This window comes from Pseudoalteromonas sp. 3D05 (genome assembly GCF_002723455.1).
Lineage (GTDB): Bacteria > Pseudomonadota > Gammaproteobacteria > Enterobacterales > Alteromonadaceae > Pseudoalteromonas.
The window spans coordinates 171,763-192,926 of record NZ_PDUS01000004.1 but is presented as its reverse complement, the minus strand read 5'-3'; the positions used below and the strand labels follow the sequence as shown (position 1 = coordinate 192,926).

The window sequence follows — 21,164 nt, the reverse complement described above, 5'->3', positions numbered from 1 at the left end:
TTTCCCATAAATAGGCGATAACGCAGCATCAATGCCAAACAGACGCTGCCCTTCGGGTTCTGCCTAGGGGCGATTTACTCTATGTTGCTCGGCTTTGACTTAGCCCACTAGGTTACAAACCTCGCGCCGCGATTAAACCGCCCCTAGCTTGAACAAATTTAATCCGCAAAGATAAACAGACCCTAATATACAAAAATAAGTATACCGCTGAAAGCCCTGCACCACGCGGGGTTTTGCATATTTAATGCTCGCCAATTGATCTTAATCAGCTTTACTAACAAATAAATGTCATATTTCTGTGTTTTGCGCTTGTGTAAATCTAAATAGCCCCCAATACTAGAGTTGAGGTAACAAAAAAAAGGATACCCTATGAAAATTAATCTTTCTGGTCACCATGTTGACGTTACTGACTCTATTAGAGAACACATCAACGAAAAGTTTTCAAAAATTGCGAGCCATTTTCCATCTCTGATCGCACTAGATATCATTCTTTCAAAAGAGCATCATAAGCTCCAAGCAGAAATTAGCACTATTTACGAAGGCGCGCGTATGTCGGTAAAAGGTGAGAACGAAGTTCTATACCCAGCTATTGCAAGCGCAGCTAAAAAACTCGATGCGGCACTAAAGCATCGTAAAGGACAAATCAAAGCGAACCTACACGAAAAACCAGTGAGCACCACACCTGAGATTGCTCACGAAAAAGTTCAAGAAATGGACTTGCGTTAATATTTAAGGCGCTAGGTTCTAGGTAACTAGGATCTAGCGAACCGTTTAATCTTCTACTTACTTTCTCACTTTCAATCCTCTGTAAAACGTTGTAACTTGCTTATTAATAAAAATAAAATGTAAGCATGGATATGCATTCAACAACATCAACTTGGCAAACTCGTCTAAACGCATTAGGCCCTGGCATATTAATGGCAACCGCGGCAATTGGTGGCTCTCACCTTGTTGCATCAACACAAGCTGGCGCTATTTTTGGCTGGCAGCTTTTTTGGCTCATAGTGGTGGTGAACGTACTAAAATATCCGTTTTTCCGCTTTGGTATTGAATACACGCTCGCCACTAAAAAAAGCTTAGTTGAAGGCTACCAAAGTAAAGGCCCGTGGTTTTTTTACAGCTTTATTGGTTTGAATATTATAGCCGCCATAGTGAATACCGCTGGCGTGTTATTACTCACAGCAAGCCTACTGCACTATGCATTGCCTGTTAGTATCTCTGTAACCTTATTGTGCTGGTTAATATTAGCCGTGTGTTTAGTTATTTTATTGCTAGGCCATTTTAAAGCGCTTGATAACGTTGCTAAAGCGATTATGGGCTTACTCACCTTAGCTACCGTAACAGCGCTTGTTATTGCAGTTAGCAGCGGTGCTATTAATCATGGAACAGTGACGCCTGTTGATTATATTGGCCCGTCGCCGTACGAGCTTGCTATGCTGGGGTTTATGGTGGCGCTAATGGGCTGGATGCCCGCACCGATTGAAATTTCAGCACTCAGCTCATTGTGGCTAAAAGAAAAGCAAAGCCAACAAACGGTAACACGTGTGCAGGGCTTGTTTGACTTTAATGTTGGTTATTGGCTAACCGCTGCGTTAGCGCTGGTGTTTTTCTCGCTGGGCGTGTTAGTGCAATACGGGCAAAACAATGAAATTGCATTAGGCGGCGTAGCATTTGCTAAACAACTGATTGATATGTACGCCTTCACAATTGGTGAGTGGGCAAGGCCCTTGGTATCGGTTATCGCGTTTTTATGTATGTTTGGCACTACTTTAACCGTGCTCGACGGTTATGCTCGAACCCTTAATGAATCGCACAAACTGCTTGGCTTTAAGCAAAGCAAACACAGCTTAAATATCTGGCTAATATTGCAATCACTCGCTGGCATGGCGGTGATCTTGTTTTTTAAATCAGCCCTCGGCCCCATGCTTACCTTTGCCATGACTCTTGCGTTTGTCACCACCCCCATTTTTGCATGGCTAAACTTTAGCCTAGTGCGCTCGGAGCCCAGTATTCAACATTCTAAATTGGTGCGAACATTGAGTTGGATTGGTTTGGTTTATCTGATTGGTTTTGCACTGGCGTTTTTGGTTTGGAAATTAGCCGCTTAAAAAGTAATAAATAAAACCGGAATACAACGAGTAAAGAGGAATAAATGAACATTAAAACTGGCGAACTTGCACATCCAGATGTTATTGCATTATTGTAAAGCCACCATAATGATATGCTACAGCATTCACCAGTAGAAAGCGTGCACGCTCTTGATGTGAGTAAGCTCGCAGCGCTGGAAATAACGTTCTATAGTTTATGGATTGATAATAATTTAGCAGGGGTTGGGGCATTAAAAGCGCTCAATACGACTCATGGCGAGATTAAATCTATGCGCACATCATCTGCTCATTTACGCCAAGGTATAGCCGCTAAATTACTTACCCACATTATTGAACAAGCAACACAGCACGGATATAAAACACTAAGCCTAGAAACAGGCACCGCCGATGCGTTTTTGCCCGCACAAAGGCTATATACTCGCTTTGGTTTTAAAGAATGTGAGCCGTTTGGTGATTATGTTTTAGACCCCTACAGCCTGTTTATGAGTAAAGTACTTTAAGCTAAAGCAAGAAGTACCTACTGCCACTTGTTTAAAATATTTGAATCAATAGGGTCAAATTTTGACTTTAAACATCAAAAGCCTTTTAAAGAAATGACTCACGAAAGTGGATGCATTTACTTCATTCGGTGGCAACTGTCTTGCCTTGTTCAGAATATAGAAAAGCTGCAAACAGGCTGCATTAAAAAAGGGGGAAGTCCTTTTCAGCCGAAATATGCCACTTAGTCACCTATAACCACCTTTAAAACATCCACTAAAACAATCGCAAATCCTCTTTTCTATTTTATGTAAGATAGCGATAACAGATTGAACCAAAATAGGAACTCGGCTATGGTTGATTCATCAATAAAAAAATAAATTTAAAACGAGTTAATCTACAGGCTTGTTAAGCCTCACGCAGAGAATGGAGTCTAAATGAGATCAATACTATGTTTATTTTCAATTTTAATTAGCTTTGGTGCACTAGGTACAGAGCAGGAGTTACAAGCAACAAAGTCTGGGTTATATGACGTTGGCGGGTTTAAGTTGTATCTTGAGTGCTACGAAAATGACAAGCCTCAATTAATACTTGAGCAGGGCTTCGGTCTTTCTGGTTCAGATGGTATTTGGTTAAAGAATATTGAAAAACTAAAAAGTGAATTCAGTATTTGTTTATATGATCGAGCTGGCCTTGGCAAAAGTGAAAGCGGTCCAGTACCATTTACAGTAAATGATATCTCCAGAAGACTACGCAACTTATTACAAGCTGCAGATGTTAAAGCTCCTTATTATTTTGCAGGCCATTCATACGCATCATACGTCATAAATTCATTCAATAACCTATATCCGCAAGAAGTGATGGGGGCTGTGCTAATCGATCCACCTCCTTTAGGCTACTTCTATATTATGGGTACAAGGTGGCCTGAAAGCTTTAAAACGGATAATGAAAAATTGGAGCGTTTTTATAATTTTGAGCAAAGTGTTTATGATCCAATGTTTGAAAGCGTTCCTGAAAACGTAGATCATATGAAAAGCTACACAATCTTATCTAATGCAGCGAATTTCGGTGATAAACCTATTATAGTTTTACGCTCTAAACAGACTGGAAAGCGCTATGATCCTCCTTTTGTACCTGAGGAAGTCGCAAAGCCAATGGACTCCCTATATGCTAATGCAGAGACTTACTTCAAAAGTTTATCTACAAATAGCCGAATTATCTATTCGGAGTCAGAAAAACACTTCTTGCATATTTATGACAGTGACTTGGTTGTAAAAAGCATTAAAGAACTTGTTAGCAAGTGAGGCTTAACAAGGTGATAAAGCGAATGGGCGTTTTAAATTTGGCTAAGCGTTCATTCTCACTTATTTTAGCCAACTTCAACTAGTTGCTTAACGTGGTGTTAAGCAGACAAAGAGAGTTCAGTGAAAAAATTAACTTTCATATTCATATCGCTTATTTTATCTTTTTCAAGTTCTGCAATTAACAACTTCACGGCAGATCAGTTAATCGAAAAAGCAATGGCATTTGTAGCAGCCAAAAATGCTCGGCAACAACCAAATACAACCACTAAAGAAATAGATCATTATATATCGTTACTATCTGATAACTTCATCGATGAACATGTTAAATTCAATTTTACGTATACTGATAAATCGAAACTCCGTTCAGATATGATTGGTAAGCTAAAAGATGAAGTTATAAATAGCGATATTGAGATAAACGAAATTATGGTAGGGGCTAATGTTGTTTTTATAAAAATGACTGAAATGGGTAAAGTTAAGCCAGTACACTTAGATAAAACCATTGAATATAGTAAAACTAATATTGTCTCATTAGAGTTTAACGAGTCAGGTTTAGTAAAGCATATTCGCCGACACCACGGTTAAAAAATGAGATCATGGCTTGCCTTTTACCTCTTTTTTGGGTGTTCTAAATAGATACGGAGCTGTGGTTAATTCACGCTTTAACTCAGCTCAATTCCCTGATCGCATTACTAATGCCATCCAAGCTCAGCGGGTACATGCGGTTATCCATTAGCTGCTTTATAAAATCAATTGATTGATAGTAACGCCAGTGTTCAACCGGTTGTGGGTTGAGCCACGCGACTTTATCAAAGTGGTTGGTGATGCGGTTTAACCAAGCACTGCCGGGCTCTTCGTTGTAGTGCTCTACAGAGCCGCCGGGGTAGGCGATTTCATAGGGGCCCATGGTGGCGTCGCCAACAAAGATCACTTTATAGTCACTGGTGAATTTGTTGATTAGCGTCATGGTGTCGATAACGTTTGAATGGCGGCGTTGGTTATCCTGCCAAACATGCTCGTATAAACAGTTATGAAAGTAATAAAACTCTAAGTGTTTAAATTCGCTGTGGGCGGCACTAAACAGCTCTTCGCAGGTGTGAATGTAATCATCCATTGAGCCGCCAATATCAAACAGCATTAACACTTTAACTGCGTTGTGGCGCTCTGGTGCCATTTTTACATCCAGCATGCCGCCTTGTTTGGCAGTCGCGCGAATGGTTTCGTTTAAATCAAGGGTGTCGCTTGCGCCAGTGCGGGCAAATTTACGTAGTTTTTTAAGGGCGAGTTTAATGGTGCGCGAGCCAATTTCACGATCAGAGTCTAAGTTACGGTATTCGCGTTTATCCCACACTTTGACAGCGCGGCGGTTGCGGTTGCCGTCTTGACCTATGCGCACGCCCTCGGGGTTATAACCATAAGCGCCAAAGGGTGATGTACCACCCGTGCCAACCCATTTATTCCCGCCAGCATGGCGTTTTTGTTGTTCTTCTAGGCGCTCTTTGAGGGTTTTCATTAGCTCATCAAGGCCGCCCATGGCGTTGAGTTGTGCTTTTTCTTCATCACTTAAATGCTTTTCAAACTCTTTGCGCAGCCAGTCATTGGGCAAGTCATGTTGCTGCTTTAAGCTTTCGAGTAAGTCGAGGTCGGCAACGCCACTAAAGTAATCAGCAAAGGCTTTATCAAAACGGTCAAAGTGGGTTTCGTCTTTAACCATAATGGTACGGGCTAAATAGTAAAAACCGTCAATGTCGGCAAATACCGCACCTTTTTTTAGTGCATTGATTAAATCAAGCAGCTCACGCATGCTGACCGGTAAGCGGTATTCACGCAATTTGAAGAAAAACGCAATCAACATTTTAACGGCGGCTCATAAAGGCAAGTTTTTCGATTAGGCTGATGTCTTGCTCGTTCTTTAAAAGCGCACCAAACATTGGCATTAGGCCACCTTTTTGGCTTTTGTCGTGCAAGGTTTTCGCATCGATATCCTCAGCCATTAAAAGTTTAAGCCAATCGAGTAGTTCGCTGGTAGATGGCTTTTTCTTAATGCCGTTGACTTCACGTAAACCAAAAAACACTTCCAGTGCTTGGCGCACTAAATCTTGTTTTACATCGGGGTGATGGACATCAACAATCTGCTGCATTTCGTCGCTCGATGGAAAATCAATATAATGGAAAAAGCAGCGGCGCAAAAATGCATCTGGCAGTTCTTTTTCGTTATTTGAGGTGATGATCACAATAGGGCGCTGTTTAGCAACAACGCGCTCGCCAGTTTCATAAACATGAAACTCCATTTTATCTAGCTCAAGCAATAGGTCGTTTGGGAATTCGATGTCGGCTTTGTCTATTTCATCAATCAATAATACCGGGCGTTTATTATTCTGCTCGCCGTAGGTAAAGGCTTGCCAAAGTTTACCTTTAACAATGTAATTGCCGATGTCGTGCACACGCTCATCACCAAGCTGGCTATCACGCAGGCGTGATACCGCGTCATACTCGTATAAGCCTTGCTGTGCTTTGGTGGTCGATTTGATATGCCATTGTATAAGTGTGGTATCTAAACTTTTAGCCAGCTCTTCGGCCAACATGGTTTTACCTGTGCCGGGTTCGCCTTTTATTAGCAAAGGTTTTTCAAGCAAAATAGCCGCATTAACCGCTTGTTTTAACGAATTGCTTGCGATGTAGTTATCTGTAGAATTAAATTGCACGGTAATACCTTATCTGGTCTGAGCAGTAACGATTATAAACATGATGCCATAACTATTCGGCATCGCCAAGATAAGCAAAGCGTGGGATAGTTTTACCGTCTTTTTCTACCGTTTCTAAAAACATGCTTAGTGGCCGTGCCCACATGCCATGCTCACCATATAATGCTTGGTATATAACGAGTGGTTCTTGCGTTTCGCTGTGAGTTGCTACATAAAACACTTTGTATTTAGGGCCTTTGTAGTGTTGGTATATGCCTGATTTGAGGGGAAGTGCTTTTATTGCTGTAGTCATGTTTTGATCTCTTGTATAATTTGCGCTTGCACTTTTAATGCTAACTAATTTGCCAATATTATGAACTATATACCGTTAGATGATTACAAAAAAGCGTGGGTTTTTCGCCACCAAGACGCCCCCGTATCAGAGCAAGACCTTGCTTTAATAAAACCCATGAGCCATGAACGTGCGGCTGTTCTTTGGAGCACTATGGTGAGCCGAGAGCATGATCACCCAGATTTTTTTGATAAAACTGATTGGTGCGGCAAAGAAGAGACTTTCACTGAAACCGTTCGTTGGGAAGATGCATGGGAAGAGGGTGAAGCATTACCACCTGAAGAAATTTTAGCTCACCTCGACTGGCAAGCAAATACCACGGTGTACTTTTGTATGGCGCGAGATAACATCATTGAAACTAGTTTTGATGTATTCAAACGTAATTGGCAAAACTTTATGTTTTTAGCTGATGGTAGTTTGTTGTTAGGCAAGAAGCGTGATGCGGTCGTGCAATTTTTAGAAACTGGTGACGCAAAGCTAGGCAATAAGCCCGCGTAGGCGCTTAAAAAGCAGTCAATACTGTGCTATAAAATAAACACCTAGGAGTATTGAGTAGAAGCGTTGACTGCGAGTAACCCCGACCAACAAGTTGATATTTGGCAATCTGACGCGCAGCGTGTGCTCTATGCCCAACTGTGTAATGCCTTTTATGCGAGGGAGATTGCGCGCTTAGTGACGGAACCAAATGAGCAACGGTTGCGTGCAATTTTGAAAAGCTTACCTTATTACATAGAACGCGCGGCTACGCGTGTGGTAAATGGTGAGGCACCTTTTGTACTCGATCCGCAAAATGGTAGTTGGCTTGATAAGCAAAAAGCTAAGCCCCCTTCCCAAGATGACCTTGCAGATTTTTACTCTCTCAATAGCAAGTTAGGCCTTATTGTGCCGTTATTAGTTATTAACGATAATCTGTCACGGGTTGCAATAGACAGCATCGACCAAGTAAGCGACAATAAACTTCATTGTAATGAACATGGTTGGTTTGATTACCAAGGTAAGCCTCTCGATGGGCAAGTAGGGCTGTTATTAAAACCTTCAAAAGCAACAATGACGGCAGCTTGTTGCGGCCACCAGTGGCGTTTTTCTAAACGTAGTACACCGCGTATTTTGTCACTGAGAGAAATGCTGCTTGCGAGTAATATTAATTGGCGAAACTTAAAACGCCCCGTGTTCATTAAAAAGTGACCAGTAGCCTTATTTATGTGCATTTAATTTTATACTGGAAGAGCAACATTCAAGGAGTATTTCATGCGACTGTTTCAATTATTATTACTGTGTTTGGCACTATTTGTTCAGTATAAGTTGTGGTTTGGCCACAATGGTGTGCAAGATTACAGTCGCTTAAAAACTGCTGTAAACTCTCATCAAGAAACCAATGCCAATTTAATTAAGCGCAATAAAGTACTTAAGGCCGATATCGAAGATTTAAAGCTTGGCCAAGAAGGTGTAGAAGAACGCGCTCGTAACGAATTAGGAATGATAAAACCAGGTGAAACGTTTATACGTGTTCTACCTGGTCAACAATATAATGACCAATAAATATTCAATAGCTGCTGTAGTACCCGCCGCAGGGGTTGGTAGTCGTATGCAACATACTGCGCCAAAACAATATATAACGTTAGCGGGTAAAACTATTTTAGAGCACACGCTAACAAAGCTTGCTGAGATTTCACTGCTGACTCATATTGTGGTTGCTGTAAGTGATGATGATCCATTTTATGCGCAATTACCGTCCATAGATAGCAGAGTTATACGTGCCAGCGGTGGTAAAGAGCGTGCTGATTCAGTTTTAAGTGGTTTGTTAGCACTTGCTGACTCGCCGCCTGACTGGGTACTTGTGCATGATGCCGCAAGACCCTTAGTTGATATTGGCGATATAACTAATTTAATTGAGCAGTGTGTGCATGCGGATGAGGGCGGTATTCTTGCCGCTAAAGTAAAAGACACCATTAAACGTGGTCACACTCATAGCGAACAAACAGTGCCGCGAGATGATTTATGGCAAGCATTAACTCCCCAGCTTTTCAAGTACACCGATTTAACGGAAGCCTTAACAGGTGCATTGGCACAGCACGTTGCCATTACCGATGAGGCGTCAGCCATTGAGTGGGCCGAGAAACCAGTTAAATTGGTTGCAGGGCGTAGCGATAATATAAAAATAACCACGCCAGAAGACTTAGACTTAGCGCACTTTTTACTTCAAAAACAACACAGCGAGAACGCATCATGATTAGAATTGGCCATGGCTTTGATGTTCATAAGTTTGGCGGCGAAGGCCCATTAACAATTTGTGGGGAAAAGATTGATTATCCTCAAGGGTTTTTAGCCCATTCCGATGGTGATGTTGCTATTCATGCATTATGTGATGCCATTTTAGGTTCGCTTGCAATGGGTGATATTGGCAAGCACTTTCCGGATACGGCCAGTGAATATGAAAATATCGATAGCCGAATTCTATTACGTCATGTAGTTGATTTGGCTAAACAGCAAGGCTATGTACTTGGTAATGCTGATGTAACGATTGTTGCTCAAGCACCTAAAATGCTGCCACATATTCAAGCTATGCGTAAAAACCTAGCGGCAGATTTAAACGCCGATATTAGCCAAGTGAATGTCAAAGCAACCACCACCGAAAAGCTAGGTTTTGAAGGGCGTAAAGAAGGTATTTCAAGCCATGCGGTCGTGATCATGAGTAAAGCAGCACAATGAGTGGTTTAAATTACTTATACGGGAAACCGTTATCTCAGGCTGATTTTAAAACCACCGCCGAAGATTTTATGGTGGATGAAGACTTAGGTATTGAATTTACTGGCAGTGGTGAACACGTGTGTTTGCAAGTCGTAAAAAAAGGCGAAAACACACAATATGTGGCTAAGTTATTGGCGCAAAAAGCGGGCATTTCACCGCGCGATGTAAGCTATGCTGGTATGAAAGACCGCCACGGCGTATGCAGCCAATGGTTTAGTGTGCCAGTGCCAATTAAAAAAGAAATCGATTTTACCGAGCTTAACAGTGAATCTGTGTTTATTGTTTCGCAGCAGCGCCATAACCGTAAATTGCGAACGGGTTGCCACAAAGGCAATAAATTTACCATTACACTGCGTAATGTCACGCAGCCACTTGATATTTTATGCCGAATTAACGCTGTGCGTGCAGGCGTTCCCAATTACTTTGGTGAGCAACGCTTTGGGCACGATGGTCATAACCTTGATATGGCAAAACGCATGTTTGCCGGCGAACGAATTCGCGATAAAAAACTGCGGGGGTTAATCATTTCTGCAGCACGCTCCTATGTGTTTAACCAAATTGTTAATTTGCGAGTTGCTGAGCACGGTTTAGCTAAAACAATGCACCGTGAGGTGTTTATGCTCAGTGGCAGCAATGCGTTTTTTGAAGATGCAATCAGCGATGAAAATATAGCACGACTTGCCTCTGGCGATATTATGATGTCGGCACCGATGGTAGGAAAAAGCGAAAAAGGCTTAACAGAACAAGAAAAAACATGGCTAGAACCTTACCAAGAGTGGTGTGACGGGCTCGGTGAATTAGGGCTTAAGAATGAGCGCAGAATGCTGCGTTTAATCCCGCAGGATTTAGCCGTTGAAACTATTGACGATAGCACTGTTAAGCTAAGTTTTGGATTACCCAAAGGGACGTTTGCTACAGCGTTACTTCGTGAGCTGGTGGATTACACTGATGCAAGTCCTCGGGTACATAAAGAAAAGGATGCTTAAATGAAAATATTATTGAGTAATGATGATGGCGTTAACGCCAAAGGGATTGCAGTTCTTTATCAAGCCTTATCACAAATTGCTGAGGTGACCTTAGTAGCACCGGATCGTAATTGCAGTGGGGCAAGTAACTCACTTACTTTAATGAACCCATTACGTGCAACAACGCTTGAAAATGGATTTATTTCAGTCAATGGTACGCCCACTGACTGTGTGCATTTAGGTGTTAACGAACTACTAAGTGAAAAACCAGATCTGGTTGTTGCGGGTATCAACCATGGGGCTAATTTAGGTGATGATACCTTGTACTCTGGTACAGTGGCGGCGGCGACAGAAGGGCGGCATTTAGGGTTACCTGCGGTAGCTGTATCGTTATGCTCTAAAGAAGGGGGTCATTTTGAAACTGCTGCTGCAGTGGCAGTGGGTATTATTAAAGAGTTGGCTTCTCACCCATTGCCAAAAGATCAAATCATCAATATTAATGTCCCTGATATGCCTTTGAGCGAACTAAAAGGCGTACAAGTGACCCGTTTAGGATCTCGCCATAAAGCAGAAACCATGACGAGACAGCAGGACCCATGGGGACGTGATATTTATTGGTACGGCACGTTGGGTGCTGAAAGTGACGCAGGTTCAGGCACCGATTTTTATGCAATCAATAATGGGTATGCGTCTGTTACTCCTTTGAGTGTTGATATGACAGCGAAAGAAAGCTTACAAGCCGTAGGTGACTGGCTGAAAACGATGGAGATCAATGGTGCTGTCTAACTATTCTCGCAGCGCACAGGCTTTAGCTGATTTACTGGCCCGTGAAGGCGTGGAAGATAAGCAGGTGCTTAATGCAATTGCTACAATACCGCGCCATATGTTTATTGATGACGTGCTTAAACACAAAGCCTATCAAAATACAGCGTTACCGATTGGTCAGGGGCAAACGATTTCACAACCCTACATTGTTGCGCGAATGACGGAGCTACTGCGATTGGCAGGAGTTCGTGATAAAGTACTGGAAATTGGGACGGGGTCAGGCTATCAAACTGCTGTACTAGCTAAAACGTTCACCACAGTGTGTTCTGTTGAACGTATAAAAGCATTACAGTGGCAAGCTAAACGTCGTTTACATAATCTCGATTTATATAACGTTACGATGAAGCATGGTGATGGCTGGCAAGGCTGGCAGTCTCAAGCGCCATTTGAGGGGATTATTGTCACTGCTGCGGCATCTGAGGTTCCTCAAGCATTACTTGACCAGCTCGCTGATGGTGGGGTAATGATTGCCCCAATTGGTAATAAAGAACAACAACTTGTTATGGTTGTTAGAAAAGATAACAAATTTACTCAACACGTAATTGCACCAGTTAGATTCGTTCCACTTGTCCCTGGTGATATTGAATAGGAAACCACTTTGAAATTGTTTACTAAGTTATACGATATGGCTTTAGTGTGGGCGAAACACCGTCATGCTGAGCGTTATTTAGCGGGCATGAGTTTTGCTGAGTCTGTTTTTTTCCCAGTTCCACCTGATGTTATGTTAGCGCCTATGGCGCTTGCACAGCCCAGTAAAGCGTGGCGTTTTGCCAGTTTCACTACTATCGCTTCAGTTATTGGTGGCGTGTTAGGTTACTTACTTGGATTTTGGCTATTTGAACCTGTGGTTGAACCCTTTATTGCTCAAATGGGGTGGCAGGATAAGTTTAATGTTGCATTAGAGTGGTTTAAAAATTATGGAGTATGGGTCGTATTTATTGCAGGTTTTTCACCTATACCCTATAAAGTGTTTACTGTAGGGGCAGGACTTTTACACATGGCATTTTTACCATTTTTGCTTGCATCAGCCGTCGGCAGAGGAGCGCGTTTCTTTTTAGTGGCAGCACTGATGAAATGGGGCGGAGTGAAAATGGAACAGAAATTACGTCAATATGTTGAAGCACTTGGCTGGGGATTAGTCGCTTTAGTGGTTGTCGCTTACTTTTTATTGCGTTAACCGTCAAAAGAGACAGTTTGAAGGATTGAGGGCAAAACACTGTGAATAAATACTTTATAGGCTATGTTGTTTTATTTATGAGTGTTTTGCTCAGCGGTTGTTCTTCGCGGCAAGCACCAGCGCCAGTGAGTAGTTTAGATACGAGCGTTGCGCCTTACACGGGCAGAATTAATATAGTTGGCGATAAATACACAGTAAAAAAAGGAGACACTCTTTATTCTATTGCCTTTAGCGCACAACAAGATTTTCGGACCCTTGCAAAAAACAACGATATTCCAACTCCTTACATTATTCACCCAGGCCAAACAATAAACCTAAAAAAGGTACATATTAAAAATAAAAAGCGTAAAAAATATACGAAGTCGAGTAAAAAGTCTACAAAAGAAATACAAAAAAATAACAAAAAATTAAAGAAAGAGCTTGATCAGCCAAAACAACGAGAGTATGTTCAAAAACAAGGTAGTAAAAAAGTTAGCAATTCTAGTAGCTTGAACCCTAAAAAGGTACGCTGGTCTTGGCCTGCAAAAGGCAAAGTAACACAACGTTTTTCTACAAGGGAGAATGGCTATAAAGGACTACAAATAGCTAACAAAAAAGGTACATCTGTTTTCGCTGCAGCACAAGGGACCGTTGTTTATGCAGGAAGTGCACTTCGTGGTTACGGTAGTTTAATCATTTTGAAACATAATGATGATTACCTAAGTGCTTACGCACATAATTCGAAGTTGTTAGTAAAAGAAAAACAGCATGTAAAAGCAGGGCAAAAAATAGCAGAGATTGGCAGCTCTGATTCTGATGTTACGGCATTACGTTTTGAAATCCGTTATAGAGGAAAGGCCGTTAATCCCCAAAAATATTTGCCTTAGCTATCGGGTATAGACATCAGTGATTAAATAATCACTTATTTGCTTGAGGGTACGCTAATGGGTAACACAGCAAACGCAAAAAAAACGAAATCCGCAGTTGACGATAAATTTGATGATGTAACGGTAAAAGAGGCAACAGAATCGTTATTAGAAGAAGTTGATAAAGAAGACGATATATTCGCGAAAGAGGAAGTAACCAAAAACTTAGATGCCACTCAATTATATTTAGGTGAAATTGGTTTTTCTCCCTTGTTGAGTGCTGAAGAAGAAGTGTTTTTTGCCCGCAAAGCGTTAAAAGGCTGTGAAGCTTCTCGCAAACGCATGATTGAAAGTAATTTACGATTAGTCGTAAAAATTGCCCGCCGTTATAATAATCGTGGCCTCGCATTACTTGATTTAATTGAAGAAGGTAATCTAGGTTTAATCCGTGCTGTTGAAAAATTTGATCCTGAGCGTGGCTTTAGATTCTCAACATACGCCACGTGGTGGATACGCCAGACTATTGAACGCGCTATTATGAATCAAACACGCACGATTCGCCTTCCTATCCACGTTGTTAAAGAATTAAATGTATATTTACGCACCGCGCGTGAATTAACTCAAAAGCTTGATCACGAGCCAACCGCAGAAGAAATTGCAGAATGCTTAGATAGACCGGTTGAAGACGTAACTAAAATGCTACGTTTAAATGAAAAGATCACATCGGTTGATACACCTATTGGCGGCGAAAATGATAAAGCACTACTCGATATTATTGCCGATGAGAAAGGTTTTAGCCCAGAAGGTGAAGTTCAGAATAACGACATCAATAAGCATATTGTAGATTGGTTAGGTGAGCTAAATCCTAAACAACGTGAAGTATTAGCACGTCGTTTTGGGTTGTTAGGCTATGAGCCATCAACACTTGAAGATGTTGGCCGTGAAATTGGTTTAACACGTGAGCGTGTAAGACAAATTCAGGTAGAAGCATTACGCCGATTAAAAGATATTTTACAGCATGAAGGCTTAAGTACAGACAGTTTATTTGACCAGTTTTCGTAGCGTTTAAAAAACGATACTCATAGCAAGATTTTATAGCTGAAGAGGTTACTCTTCAGCTTTTTTTGTTTAATTTTTAAAGCAGCGCTTTTAATTTATACAGTAGGTCTTGAGCTTGGCGTGGGCTTAAGTTATCTAAATCAACATCAGCCAGTTGCGTTTCAACCTCACTTGGCTCACTTTCAAACAATGATGCTTGCTGCGCACTTAAATCAGCGGTAACAGGTTGATGGTTTTCAAGCATTTTTAGCTTTTGCTTTGCTTGTTTAATAACAGCTTTAGGTACACCGGCCAGCGCTGCTACTTGTAAACCAAAACTTTTGCTTGCAGCTCCATCTAGTACGGTGTGCATAAACGCAATTGTATCATTGTGTTCAATCGCATCTAGGTGAACGTTCACCAGACCTGCTTGTTGCTCAGCCAGTTCTGTTAATTCAAAGTAATGTGTTGCGAACAATGTTTTAGCTGCAATTTTTGATGCTAGGTGATCAGCTGTTGCGTACGCGAGTGAAAGACCATCGTAAGTACTTGTGCCACGGCCTATTTCATCCATTAATACCAATGATTGTGCGGTTGCATTATTTAAAATGGTTGCCGTTTCGGTCATCTCAACCATAAAGGTTGAGCGGCCTGAGGCCAGATCGTCGCTTGCACCTATGCGGGTGAATATACGGTCAATGTTACCAATGTTTGCGCTGTCTGCGGGTACAAAAGAGCCAATGTGAGCCATTAGTACGATTAATGCTGTTTGGCGCATATAGGTTGATTTACCACCCATATTTGGCCCTGTGATGATCAACATTTTACGTTGGGCATTCAGTTCAACAGGATTAGCAATAAATGGGTCTTTCATCACTTGTTCAACCACCGGGTGACGGCCTTGCTTGATGCTGATATCGTCATTATCACAAAGCTGTGGCTTTGCATAATTAAGCGCAATAGCACGCTCAGCAAGGTTATTGAGTACATCTAAATCTGCCAATGCACCAGCCATCATTTGTAGTTGCTCTATATGTGGAGCAATGAATTCAAACAGTTGCTCGTATAGTTGCTTTTCCAGCGCAAGTGCTTTTGATTGGCTGCCGAGTACTTTGTCTTCATGTTCTTTTAGCTCAGGAATTATATAGCGTTCATTGTTTTTAAGCGTTTGACGACGAATATAATCTGCTGGCACTAAATGCGAGTTAGCTCGGCTTACTTCTATAAAAAAGCCATGTACTTTGTTATAGCCAATTTTGAGGGTACTAATACCTGTGCGTTCACGTTCGCGCTGTTCTAATTGCTCAAGTACATCAGTGGCACCTTGGCTCAATGCGCGCCATTCGTCTAGTTCGCTGTTGTAGCCTGGGGCAATTACGCCACCATCACGAATAAGCACCGGTGGATTATCAATAACAGCACGTTCTAATAAATCTTGCAGTTCAGGCAAGGCTGGAGAGTCGGCAATAATGCGTGCAATGCGAGGGTCGCTAGCGTCACTTAGCAATTCATGTAATGGGCTTAATGCTTGTAACGCACCGCGAAGGCGAGTTAAATCGCGTGGTCTTGCTGTCCATAATGCTAAACGAGCTATAACACGTTCTATATCGCCTATTTGTTTAAGCGACTCGTGTAATTCACCACATAACTGTGCATCAATAATTGCACTTATTGCGTTGAGGCGCGCATTGAGCTCTGGTTTTGAGCGAACAGGTGTATGAATACGGCGTTTTAATAAACGTGACCCCATCGCTGTTGCCGTTTTATCAAGCACCTGGGCAAGGGTATTCTCATAGCCGCCAGATAAGTTGACTGTCAGCTCTAAGTTTTTACGGGTGGCAGCATCAAGAATAACAGCGTGCTCATTATGCTCAAGGGTGATTGCACGAATATGGGGAAGAGCAATCCGTTGCGTGTCTTTAACGTATTGCATTAAGCAGCCCGCTGCAACGAGTGCTGATTTGGCTTTATCAACCCCAAAACCAACGAGGTCTTTAGTACCAAATTGGTCACACAGTAAATGTTGCGCGGTATCTAAATCGAACTCCCACTCAGGACGACGACGAATACCTTTAATGTGTTCAATTAAGTGCAAATTTGCAAAGTCTTCGCTATACAGTAATTCGGCTGGTGCTAAGCGTTGTAATGTAGAGCTAAAAGCTTCATCGGTATTGACCTCGACAATGTTAAAACGACCAGAGTTGATGTCTAAATAAGCGATGCCGTAAACACTTTTCTTATTTTGCCATACACTGGTTAGTAAATTATCTTGGCGTTCTTGTAATAGTGCTTCGTCAGAAATGGTGCCGGGTGTAACAATACGGACCACTTTACGTTCTACAGGGCCTTTACTGGTTGCCGGGTCACCAACTTGCTCACAAATAGCGACCGATTCGCCCATTTGCACCAATCGCGCAAGATAGTTCTCAACAGCATGATAAGGCACACCCGCCATTGGAATTGGGTCGCCCCCAGCTTTTCCGCGGTGTGTTTGTGAAATATCTAATAACTGTGCGGCTCGTTTTGCGTCATCGAAAAACAATTCATAAAAATCACCCATTCGGTAAAACAATAAAATATCACGATGTTCAGATTTTATTTTTAGATACTGCTGCATCATCGGAGTTTGTTGACTTATTGTGTGTGGTGCATAAAGATCAAACGACATGTATTTACCCAAAGGCTGAATATGGAGTTACATCAAGAGATTAAAACACTTGCTGCGCAATTAGGTGTTATTTTAACGGATAAATGCTTATGGATCACTACCGCTGAATCATGCACGGGTGGTGGGGTGAGTTATGCACTGACAGACACCCCTGGTAGCTCTGCCTATCTTGACCGTGCATTTGTCACTTACAGCAATCAAGCTAAGCACGATTTACTGGACGTAAGTTTGCAGACATTATCTGACTTTGGTGCGGTGAGTGAGCAAGTCGTTTTGGAAATGGCTGAAGGAGCTTGTAGGACAACACATGCTGATATTGCGATCGCTATTTCGGGGGTTGCTGGGCCAGGTGGTGGTAGTGTGGATAAACCTGTTGGTTTAGTTTGGTTTTGTATCAAAATTGCCGATAAACAGTATTCAAGCAAGCAAGTTTTTACTGGGGATAGAGCCCGTGTTAGAGCACAAGCTATTGTTTATGCATTAAAAAGTGTTATTGATAAGATAAATTAATAAAATTAACTTGATACTGTGATTTCATACAGTATACTTGTCTGCATTAGCCGGATTTGGAGAACGAAATGAACGATAACAAACAAAAAGCGTTAGATGCTGCTTTATCACAAATTGAGCGTCAATTTGGTAAAGGCTCAATTATGAAATTGGGTGATAATAAGGCACTAGACATTGAAGCTGTATCAACAGGTTCGCTAGGTATCGATATCGCATTAGGCATAGGTGGTTTACCTATGGGTCGTATTGTTGAGGTGTATGGTCCTGAATCATCAGGTAAAACGACTTTAACGCTTCAAGTTATCGCTCAAGCGCAAAAAGAAGGTAAAACGTGTGCATTCGTTGATGCTGAGCATGCACTTGACCCTGTATATGCGCAAAAACTGGGTGTGAACATTGATGACCTTTTAGTATCGCAACCAGATACGGGTGAGCAAGCGCTAGAAATTTGTGACATGTTAGTACGCTCAAGTGCTGTTGATGTTGTGATTGTCGATTCTGTTGCAGCATTAACACCAAAAGCTGAGATTGAAGGCGACATGGGCGACTCGCACATGGGTTTACAAGCACGTTTAATGTCTCAAGCATTACGTAAGTTAACTGGTAACATCAAGCGTTCAAATACACTTTGTATTTTCATTAACCAAATTCGTATGAAAATAGGTGTCATGTTTGGTAACCCAGAAACAACAACCGGTGGTAACGCACTTAAATTCTACGCATCAGTGCGTTTAGATATTCGTCGTATTGGCTCAGTCAAAGAAGGCGATGAAGTTGTTGGTAATGAAACCCGCGTAAAAGTGGTTAAAAATAAGGTAGCACCTCCATTCAAACAAGCTGAATTTATCATCATGTATGGTGAAGGTATTTCTAAGCATGGCGAGCTAATCGATTTGGGTGTTAAACACAAAATTGTTGAAAAAGCTGGTGCATGGTACAGCTACAATGGCAGCAAAGTGGGCCAAGGTAAGTCTAACTCAATTAAGTTTTTAAAAGAAAATACTGAAATTGCAGATGAGATTGAAGGTAAACTGCGCGAACTGTTACTTCTTAAGGCTGAAATTAAACCAGAAGATGGTGAAGATGCAGGCTTAATTGCAGAAGACGAGTTATAAAGAGTAAGCGCGATTTGACCCGCACTTAACAATAAAAAGCCGCTAAACTTAATTGTTTAGCGGCTTTTTGTTTTTTACTTTAGCAATTTAGCTTATAGCTGCCAATTAACTGAGATTGAGTAGTTGCGTGGTGCACCGTAATAACCCTGTGCCCAATACAGGCTGTGAATGTATTTCTCGTTAGTTACATTATTCAGGTTAAATGAAACACCAACATTATCAGTAATATCATAAGTTGCCATCAGGTTTAATATACCAAATGCATCTTGCTTGGTAACGGGTGTTACTCCAAGCGCAGTTGCTGGTTGAATACGCTTGGTATCATCTTGCCAGCGATAATTAAGACCCGCGGTTAAACCATCAACTTCAGGAACCTTGTAAGCAACAGCAAGTTTATATTGCGTTTCTGGGGTGTAATTTTTAACTAACTCATCACCCTCAATATTAATATTACTAAAGCTGAAGCTAGTACTCAGTGTGTCGCTAACTTTACCGCTTAACTCAACTTCAAAGCCGTCACTGTTTATGCCTTCTGCGCCATAATAGCGGGTATCGTCTGGTGCTGAACCTGGGATCGCAACTGCTAGGCCAACTTGCTTCGCGTCAAAATAAGCGAGTGTAACAAACAAATCGTTATCTAAAAGCTGGGCTTTTAAACCAATTTCACGGCTTTCACCTGTGATTGGATCTAAGTAATCGCCAGTGGTGTCTCGTTCAGTTTGTGGCACAAACGTTTCTGTATAGCTTGCGTAAGCTGAGAAGTTTTCGTTAATATCATAGACAGTTCCAATATATGGAATGGTTTTGTCGCTGTCTTTATCTTTAGTTGTACCATATGATTCACCTTCAGACTGCCAGTTCACTTGGCTAACACCTGCTAATAAACTCAATGAATCATTAGCACGAATACGTGTCGATACATAGGCTGAGCGTTGTCTGTTAGTGACATCAGCGCCAGTTAAACCATCCTTTAATGTAGGCACTGGTGCAATACCATCCCAACCACTAAGCTCTGGCATTGCAGGAAAGCCATTACCAGTTGTGTTGTCGTAAAGCGATTTGTCATAGTTATCCATATCTGCTTGGTTTACACCAAACGATAAATCGTGCTCCATGCCAAATAGGTTAAATTTACCAGCGGCGTATAAATCAAAAATATCGTGTTTATCTTTATGATCATACTCACTCGCATAACCTGTTAAGCCAAGGCCTGTTTCTCTGTCGGGTGTACCATAAACGTAAAACAATTCAGAGTCCTGCTCATTGACTAAATGCGCATAGCTTGCTTTTAAAAGCCAAGTATTAGCAATGCTTTGCTCAACAGCAACAAACACTTGTTCTGTGGAGTTATTCCAATATGACCAATCAGAAGCCGTGCTTGTTGATGCGTCAAAATTTGTTGCAGACCCATCAGTATAGTAAAGCGGTAAAGCTCCCCAAAGAGGGCTGTCGGCGTCTTTTTGTTGATTTACATAGTTAACGGATAGCACCGTACTAGCAGTTAATTGACCTTCGTAGGCAAAATAATAAATAGTTTTATCTTGCTCGTAACGGTCTAAATATGAATCTGTTTTTTGTTTAGTGAAAGCAACACGTACCGCGTGGTCATCAGTAAGTGCAGTCGATGCATCCAGCTCTACTCGTTTGTTATCCCATGAGCCGTACGATGCAGAGGCACTTACTTTTGTTTGATAAGTTGGCTTTTTTAGTACCATATTTACAGTGGCAGAGGGGTTACCTGCACCTGTCATTAAACCGTTAGCGCCACGAACAACCTCTACGCTTTCAAAAATAGAAGTATCAAGGGTACCTTGAATTGCACCGCTCTCTTGCGGCGTACCCATGCCATTGGTTTGAAAGTTAGTAATTTCAAAACCACGGGCTTTAAAGTAAGTGCGATCTGTTTCTATTTGTTCAACAGTTACACCCGGTGTGGTTTCTAAAACAGCATTAATATCATCAAGTGAAAAGTCATCCATCAATGCCCGCGAAATAACAGAAATTGACTGCGGGGTTTCTTTAATTGTTAGGCCCAGCTTGGTAGCAGATTGCGCATCTTCGGTTATGTAATTTTTATGGTGTTGCCCATAGACCGCTATTTTTTCAAGAGATTTATCTGAATCATCAGTATTATTTTGAGTCGAGGCTTGGGCTAATCCACCCAGGGCAACAGAGGTGAAAATAGCAAGTTTCGATAACCGTAAAAATTGCGGAGCAGACATATTACATTCCATAAAGTTCAAATTAATGCGTAATTTAATCTAAATAATAATAGTTTGCAATTGCATTTATTGGTTTTTGTTTTATTTAGCAAAATAAAAGCGACCATAGGTCGCTTTAGGATAGGA

At 41.6% G+C, this 21,164-nt stretch carries 22 protein-coding genes and 1 pseudogene; 18 read left to right on the top strand and 5 right to left on the bottom strand.

What is annotated here, in order from left to right; all coding sequences use genetic code 11:
- Nucleotides 1-369: 369 nt before the first annotated feature.
- The 5 genes and pseudogenes from raiA (at nucleotide 370) to CSC79_RS06395 (ending at nucleotide 4,474) form a co-directional block, all read left to right on the top strand.
- Nucleotides 370-726, top strand: coding sequence for a ribosome-associated translation inhibitor RaiA (gene raiA / locus CSC79_RS06415; protein ID WP_099295005.1), 357 nt, complete (start codon nucleotides 370-372; stop codon nucleotides 724-726).
- 131 nt (nucleotides 727-857) lie between these two features.
- Nucleotides 858-2,108, top strand: a complete 1,251-nt coding sequence (locus CSC79_RS06410; protein WP_099295004.1) for a divalent metal cation transporter — start codon at nucleotides 858-860, stop codon at nucleotides 2,106-2,108.
- Nucleotides 2,109-2,152: 44 nt separating this feature from the next.
- Nucleotides 2,153-2,608, top strand: a pseudogene (locus tag CSC79_RS06405) (GNAT family N-acetyltransferase).
- A gap of 414 nt (nucleotides 2,609-3,022) precedes the next feature.
- Complete coding sequence (locus CSC79_RS06400) at nucleotides 3,023-3,889, top strand: alpha/beta hydrolase (RefSeq protein WP_099295003.1); 867 nt, start codon at nucleotides 3,023-3,025, stop codon at nucleotides 3,887-3,889.
- 120 nt (nucleotides 3,890-4,009) lie between these two features.
- Entirely contained in the window at nucleotides 4,010-4,474 is a 465-nt protein-coding gene (locus CSC79_RS06395; RefSeq protein ID WP_099295002.1) for a hypothetical protein, read from the top strand.
- An 82-nt stretch (nucleotides 4,475-4,556) separates the two neighbouring features.
- On the opposite strand, the gene CSC79_RS06390 is transcribed toward CSC79_RS06395, so the two are convergent.
- From CSC79_RS06390 to CSC79_RS06380, 3 genes are read right to left on the bottom strand one after another with little or no spacing between them, the layout of a single operon-like run.
- A complete protein-coding gene (locus CSC79_RS06390) occupies nucleotides 4,557-5,744 on the bottom strand; it encodes a VWA domain-containing protein (protein ID WP_099295001.1) in 1,188 nt (395 codons plus the stop codon).
- Between the two features lies 1 nt (nucleotide 5,745).
- Nucleotides 5,746-6,594 carry a MoxR family ATPase gene (locus tag CSC79_RS06385; RefSeq protein WP_099295000.1) on the bottom strand — a complete coding sequence of 283 codons (849 nt, stop codon included), beginning with the start codon at nucleotides 6,592-6,594 and terminating at the stop codon, nucleotides 5,746-5,748.
- A 52-nt stretch (nucleotides 6,595-6,646) separates the two neighbouring features.
- Nucleotides 6,647-6,886: a DUF1653 domain-containing protein gene (locus CSC79_RS06380; RefSeq protein WP_099294999.1), complete on the bottom strand. Its 240-nt coding sequence runs from the start codon at nucleotides 6,884-6,886 to the stop codon at nucleotides 6,647-6,649.
- Between the two features lie 60 nt (nucleotides 6,887-6,946).
- Between CSC79_RS06380 and CSC79_RS06375 the strand changes: the two genes are divergently transcribed.
- From CSC79_RS06375 to rpoS, 11 genes are all read left to right on the top strand, one after another.
- Nucleotides 6,947-7,423: a DUF2947 domain-containing protein gene (locus CSC79_RS06375; RefSeq protein ID WP_099294998.1), complete on the top strand. Its 477-nt coding sequence runs from the start codon at nucleotides 6,947-6,949 to the stop codon at nucleotides 7,421-7,423.
- A gap of 63 nt (nucleotides 7,424-7,486) precedes the next feature.
- On the top strand, nucleotides 7,487-8,110 hold the full coding sequence (locus tag CSC79_RS06370; RefSeq protein ID WP_099294997.1) for a hypothetical protein: 624 nt from the start codon (nucleotides 7,487-7,489) through the stop codon (nucleotides 8,108-8,110).
- A gap of 63 nt (nucleotides 8,111-8,173) precedes the next feature.
- Nucleotides 8,174-8,464 carry a cell division protein FtsB gene (gene ftsB / locus CSC79_RS06365; RefSeq protein WP_099294996.1) on the top strand — a complete coding sequence of 97 codons (291 nt, stop codon included), beginning with the start codon at nucleotides 8,174-8,176 and terminating at the stop codon, nucleotides 8,462-8,464.
- Complete coding sequence (gene ispD / locus CSC79_RS06360; RefSeq protein WP_099294995.1) at nucleotides 8,454-9,155, top strand: 2-C-methyl-D-erythritol 4-phosphate cytidylyltransferase; 702 nt, start codon at nucleotides 8,454-8,456, stop codon at nucleotides 9,153-9,155. The genes ftsB and ispD overlap by 11 nt, the downstream gene beginning before the upstream one ends.
- A complete protein-coding gene (gene ispF, locus CSC79_RS06355; RefSeq protein WP_099294994.1) occupies nucleotides 9,152-9,634 on the top strand; it encodes a 2-C-methyl-D-erythritol 2,4-cyclodiphosphate synthase in 483 nt (160 codons plus the stop codon). Before ispD ends, ispF begins: the two co-directional genes overlap by 4 nt.
- Nucleotides 9,631-10,659, top strand: coding sequence for a tRNA pseudouridine(13) synthase TruD (locus CSC79_RS06350; protein ID WP_099294993.1), 1,029 nt, complete (start codon nucleotides 9,631-9,633; stop codon nucleotides 10,657-10,659). Before ispF ends, CSC79_RS06350 begins: the two co-directional genes overlap by 4 nt.
- Entirely contained in the window at nucleotides 10,660-11,424 is a 765-nt protein-coding gene (gene surE / locus CSC79_RS06345) for a 5'/3'-nucleotidase SurE (RefSeq protein WP_099294992.1), read from the top strand.
- Nucleotides 11,414-12,052 carry a protein-L-isoaspartate(D-aspartate) O-methyltransferase gene (locus CSC79_RS06340; RefSeq protein WP_099295074.1) on the top strand — a complete coding sequence of 213 codons (639 nt, stop codon included), beginning with the start codon at nucleotides 11,414-11,416 and terminating at the stop codon, nucleotides 12,050-12,052. The genes surE and CSC79_RS06340 overlap by 11 nt, the downstream gene beginning before the upstream one ends.
- A 9-nt stretch (nucleotides 12,053-12,061) precedes the next feature.
- Entirely contained in the window at nucleotides 12,062-12,640 is a 579-nt protein-coding gene (locus CSC79_RS06335) for a YqaA family protein (RefSeq protein WP_099294991.1), read from the top strand.
- Between the two features lie 41 nt (nucleotides 12,641-12,681).
- Nucleotides 12,682-13,506 carry a peptidoglycan DD-metalloendopeptidase family protein gene (locus tag CSC79_RS06330; RefSeq protein ID WP_099294990.1) on the top strand — a complete coding sequence of 275 codons (825 nt, stop codon included), beginning with the start codon at nucleotides 12,682-12,684 and terminating at the stop codon, nucleotides 13,504-13,506.
- Nucleotides 13,507-13,563: 57 nt separating this feature from the next.
- Complete coding sequence (rpoS, locus tag CSC79_RS06325) at nucleotides 13,564-14,547, top strand: RNA polymerase sigma factor RpoS (protein ID WP_099294989.1); 984 nt, start codon at nucleotides 13,564-13,566, stop codon at nucleotides 14,545-14,547.
- Between the two features lie 73 nt (nucleotides 14,548-14,620).
- Here rpoS and mutS read toward each other — a convergent pair whose 3' ends face one another.
- A complete protein-coding gene (gene mutS, locus CSC79_RS06320) occupies nucleotides 14,621-17,191 on the bottom strand; it encodes a DNA mismatch repair protein MutS (protein ID WP_099294988.1) in 2,571 nt (856 codons plus the stop codon).
- 21 nt (nucleotides 17,192-17,212) lie between these two features.
- On the opposite strand from mutS, the gene CSC79_RS06315 reads away from it, so the two are divergent.
- Both CSC79_RS06315 and recA read left to right on the top strand, forming a co-directional pair.
- Nucleotides 17,213-17,701 (top strand): nicotinamide-nucleotide amidohydrolase family protein, encoded by a 489-nt coding sequence (locus CSC79_RS06315; protein WP_099294987.1) that lies wholly within the window; start codon nucleotides 17,213-17,215, stop codon nucleotides 17,699-17,701.
- A 68-nt stretch (nucleotides 17,702-17,769) separates the two neighbouring features.
- Nucleotides 17,770-18,816, top strand: coding sequence for a recombinase RecA (gene recA, locus CSC79_RS06310; RefSeq protein ID WP_099294986.1), 1,047 nt, complete (start codon nucleotides 17,770-17,772; stop codon nucleotides 18,814-18,816).
- Nucleotides 18,817-18,908: 92 nt separating this feature from the next.
- Here recA and CSC79_RS06305 read toward each other — a convergent pair whose 3' ends face one another.
- The gene (locus tag CSC79_RS06305) at nucleotides 18,909-21,038 is read right to left on the bottom strand and encodes a TonB-dependent siderophore receptor (RefSeq protein ID WP_099294985.1); all 2,130 of its coding nucleotides are present in this window, start codon (nucleotides 21,036-21,038) and stop codon (nucleotides 18,909-18,911) included.
- Nucleotides 21,039-21,164 lie beyond the last annotated feature (126 nt).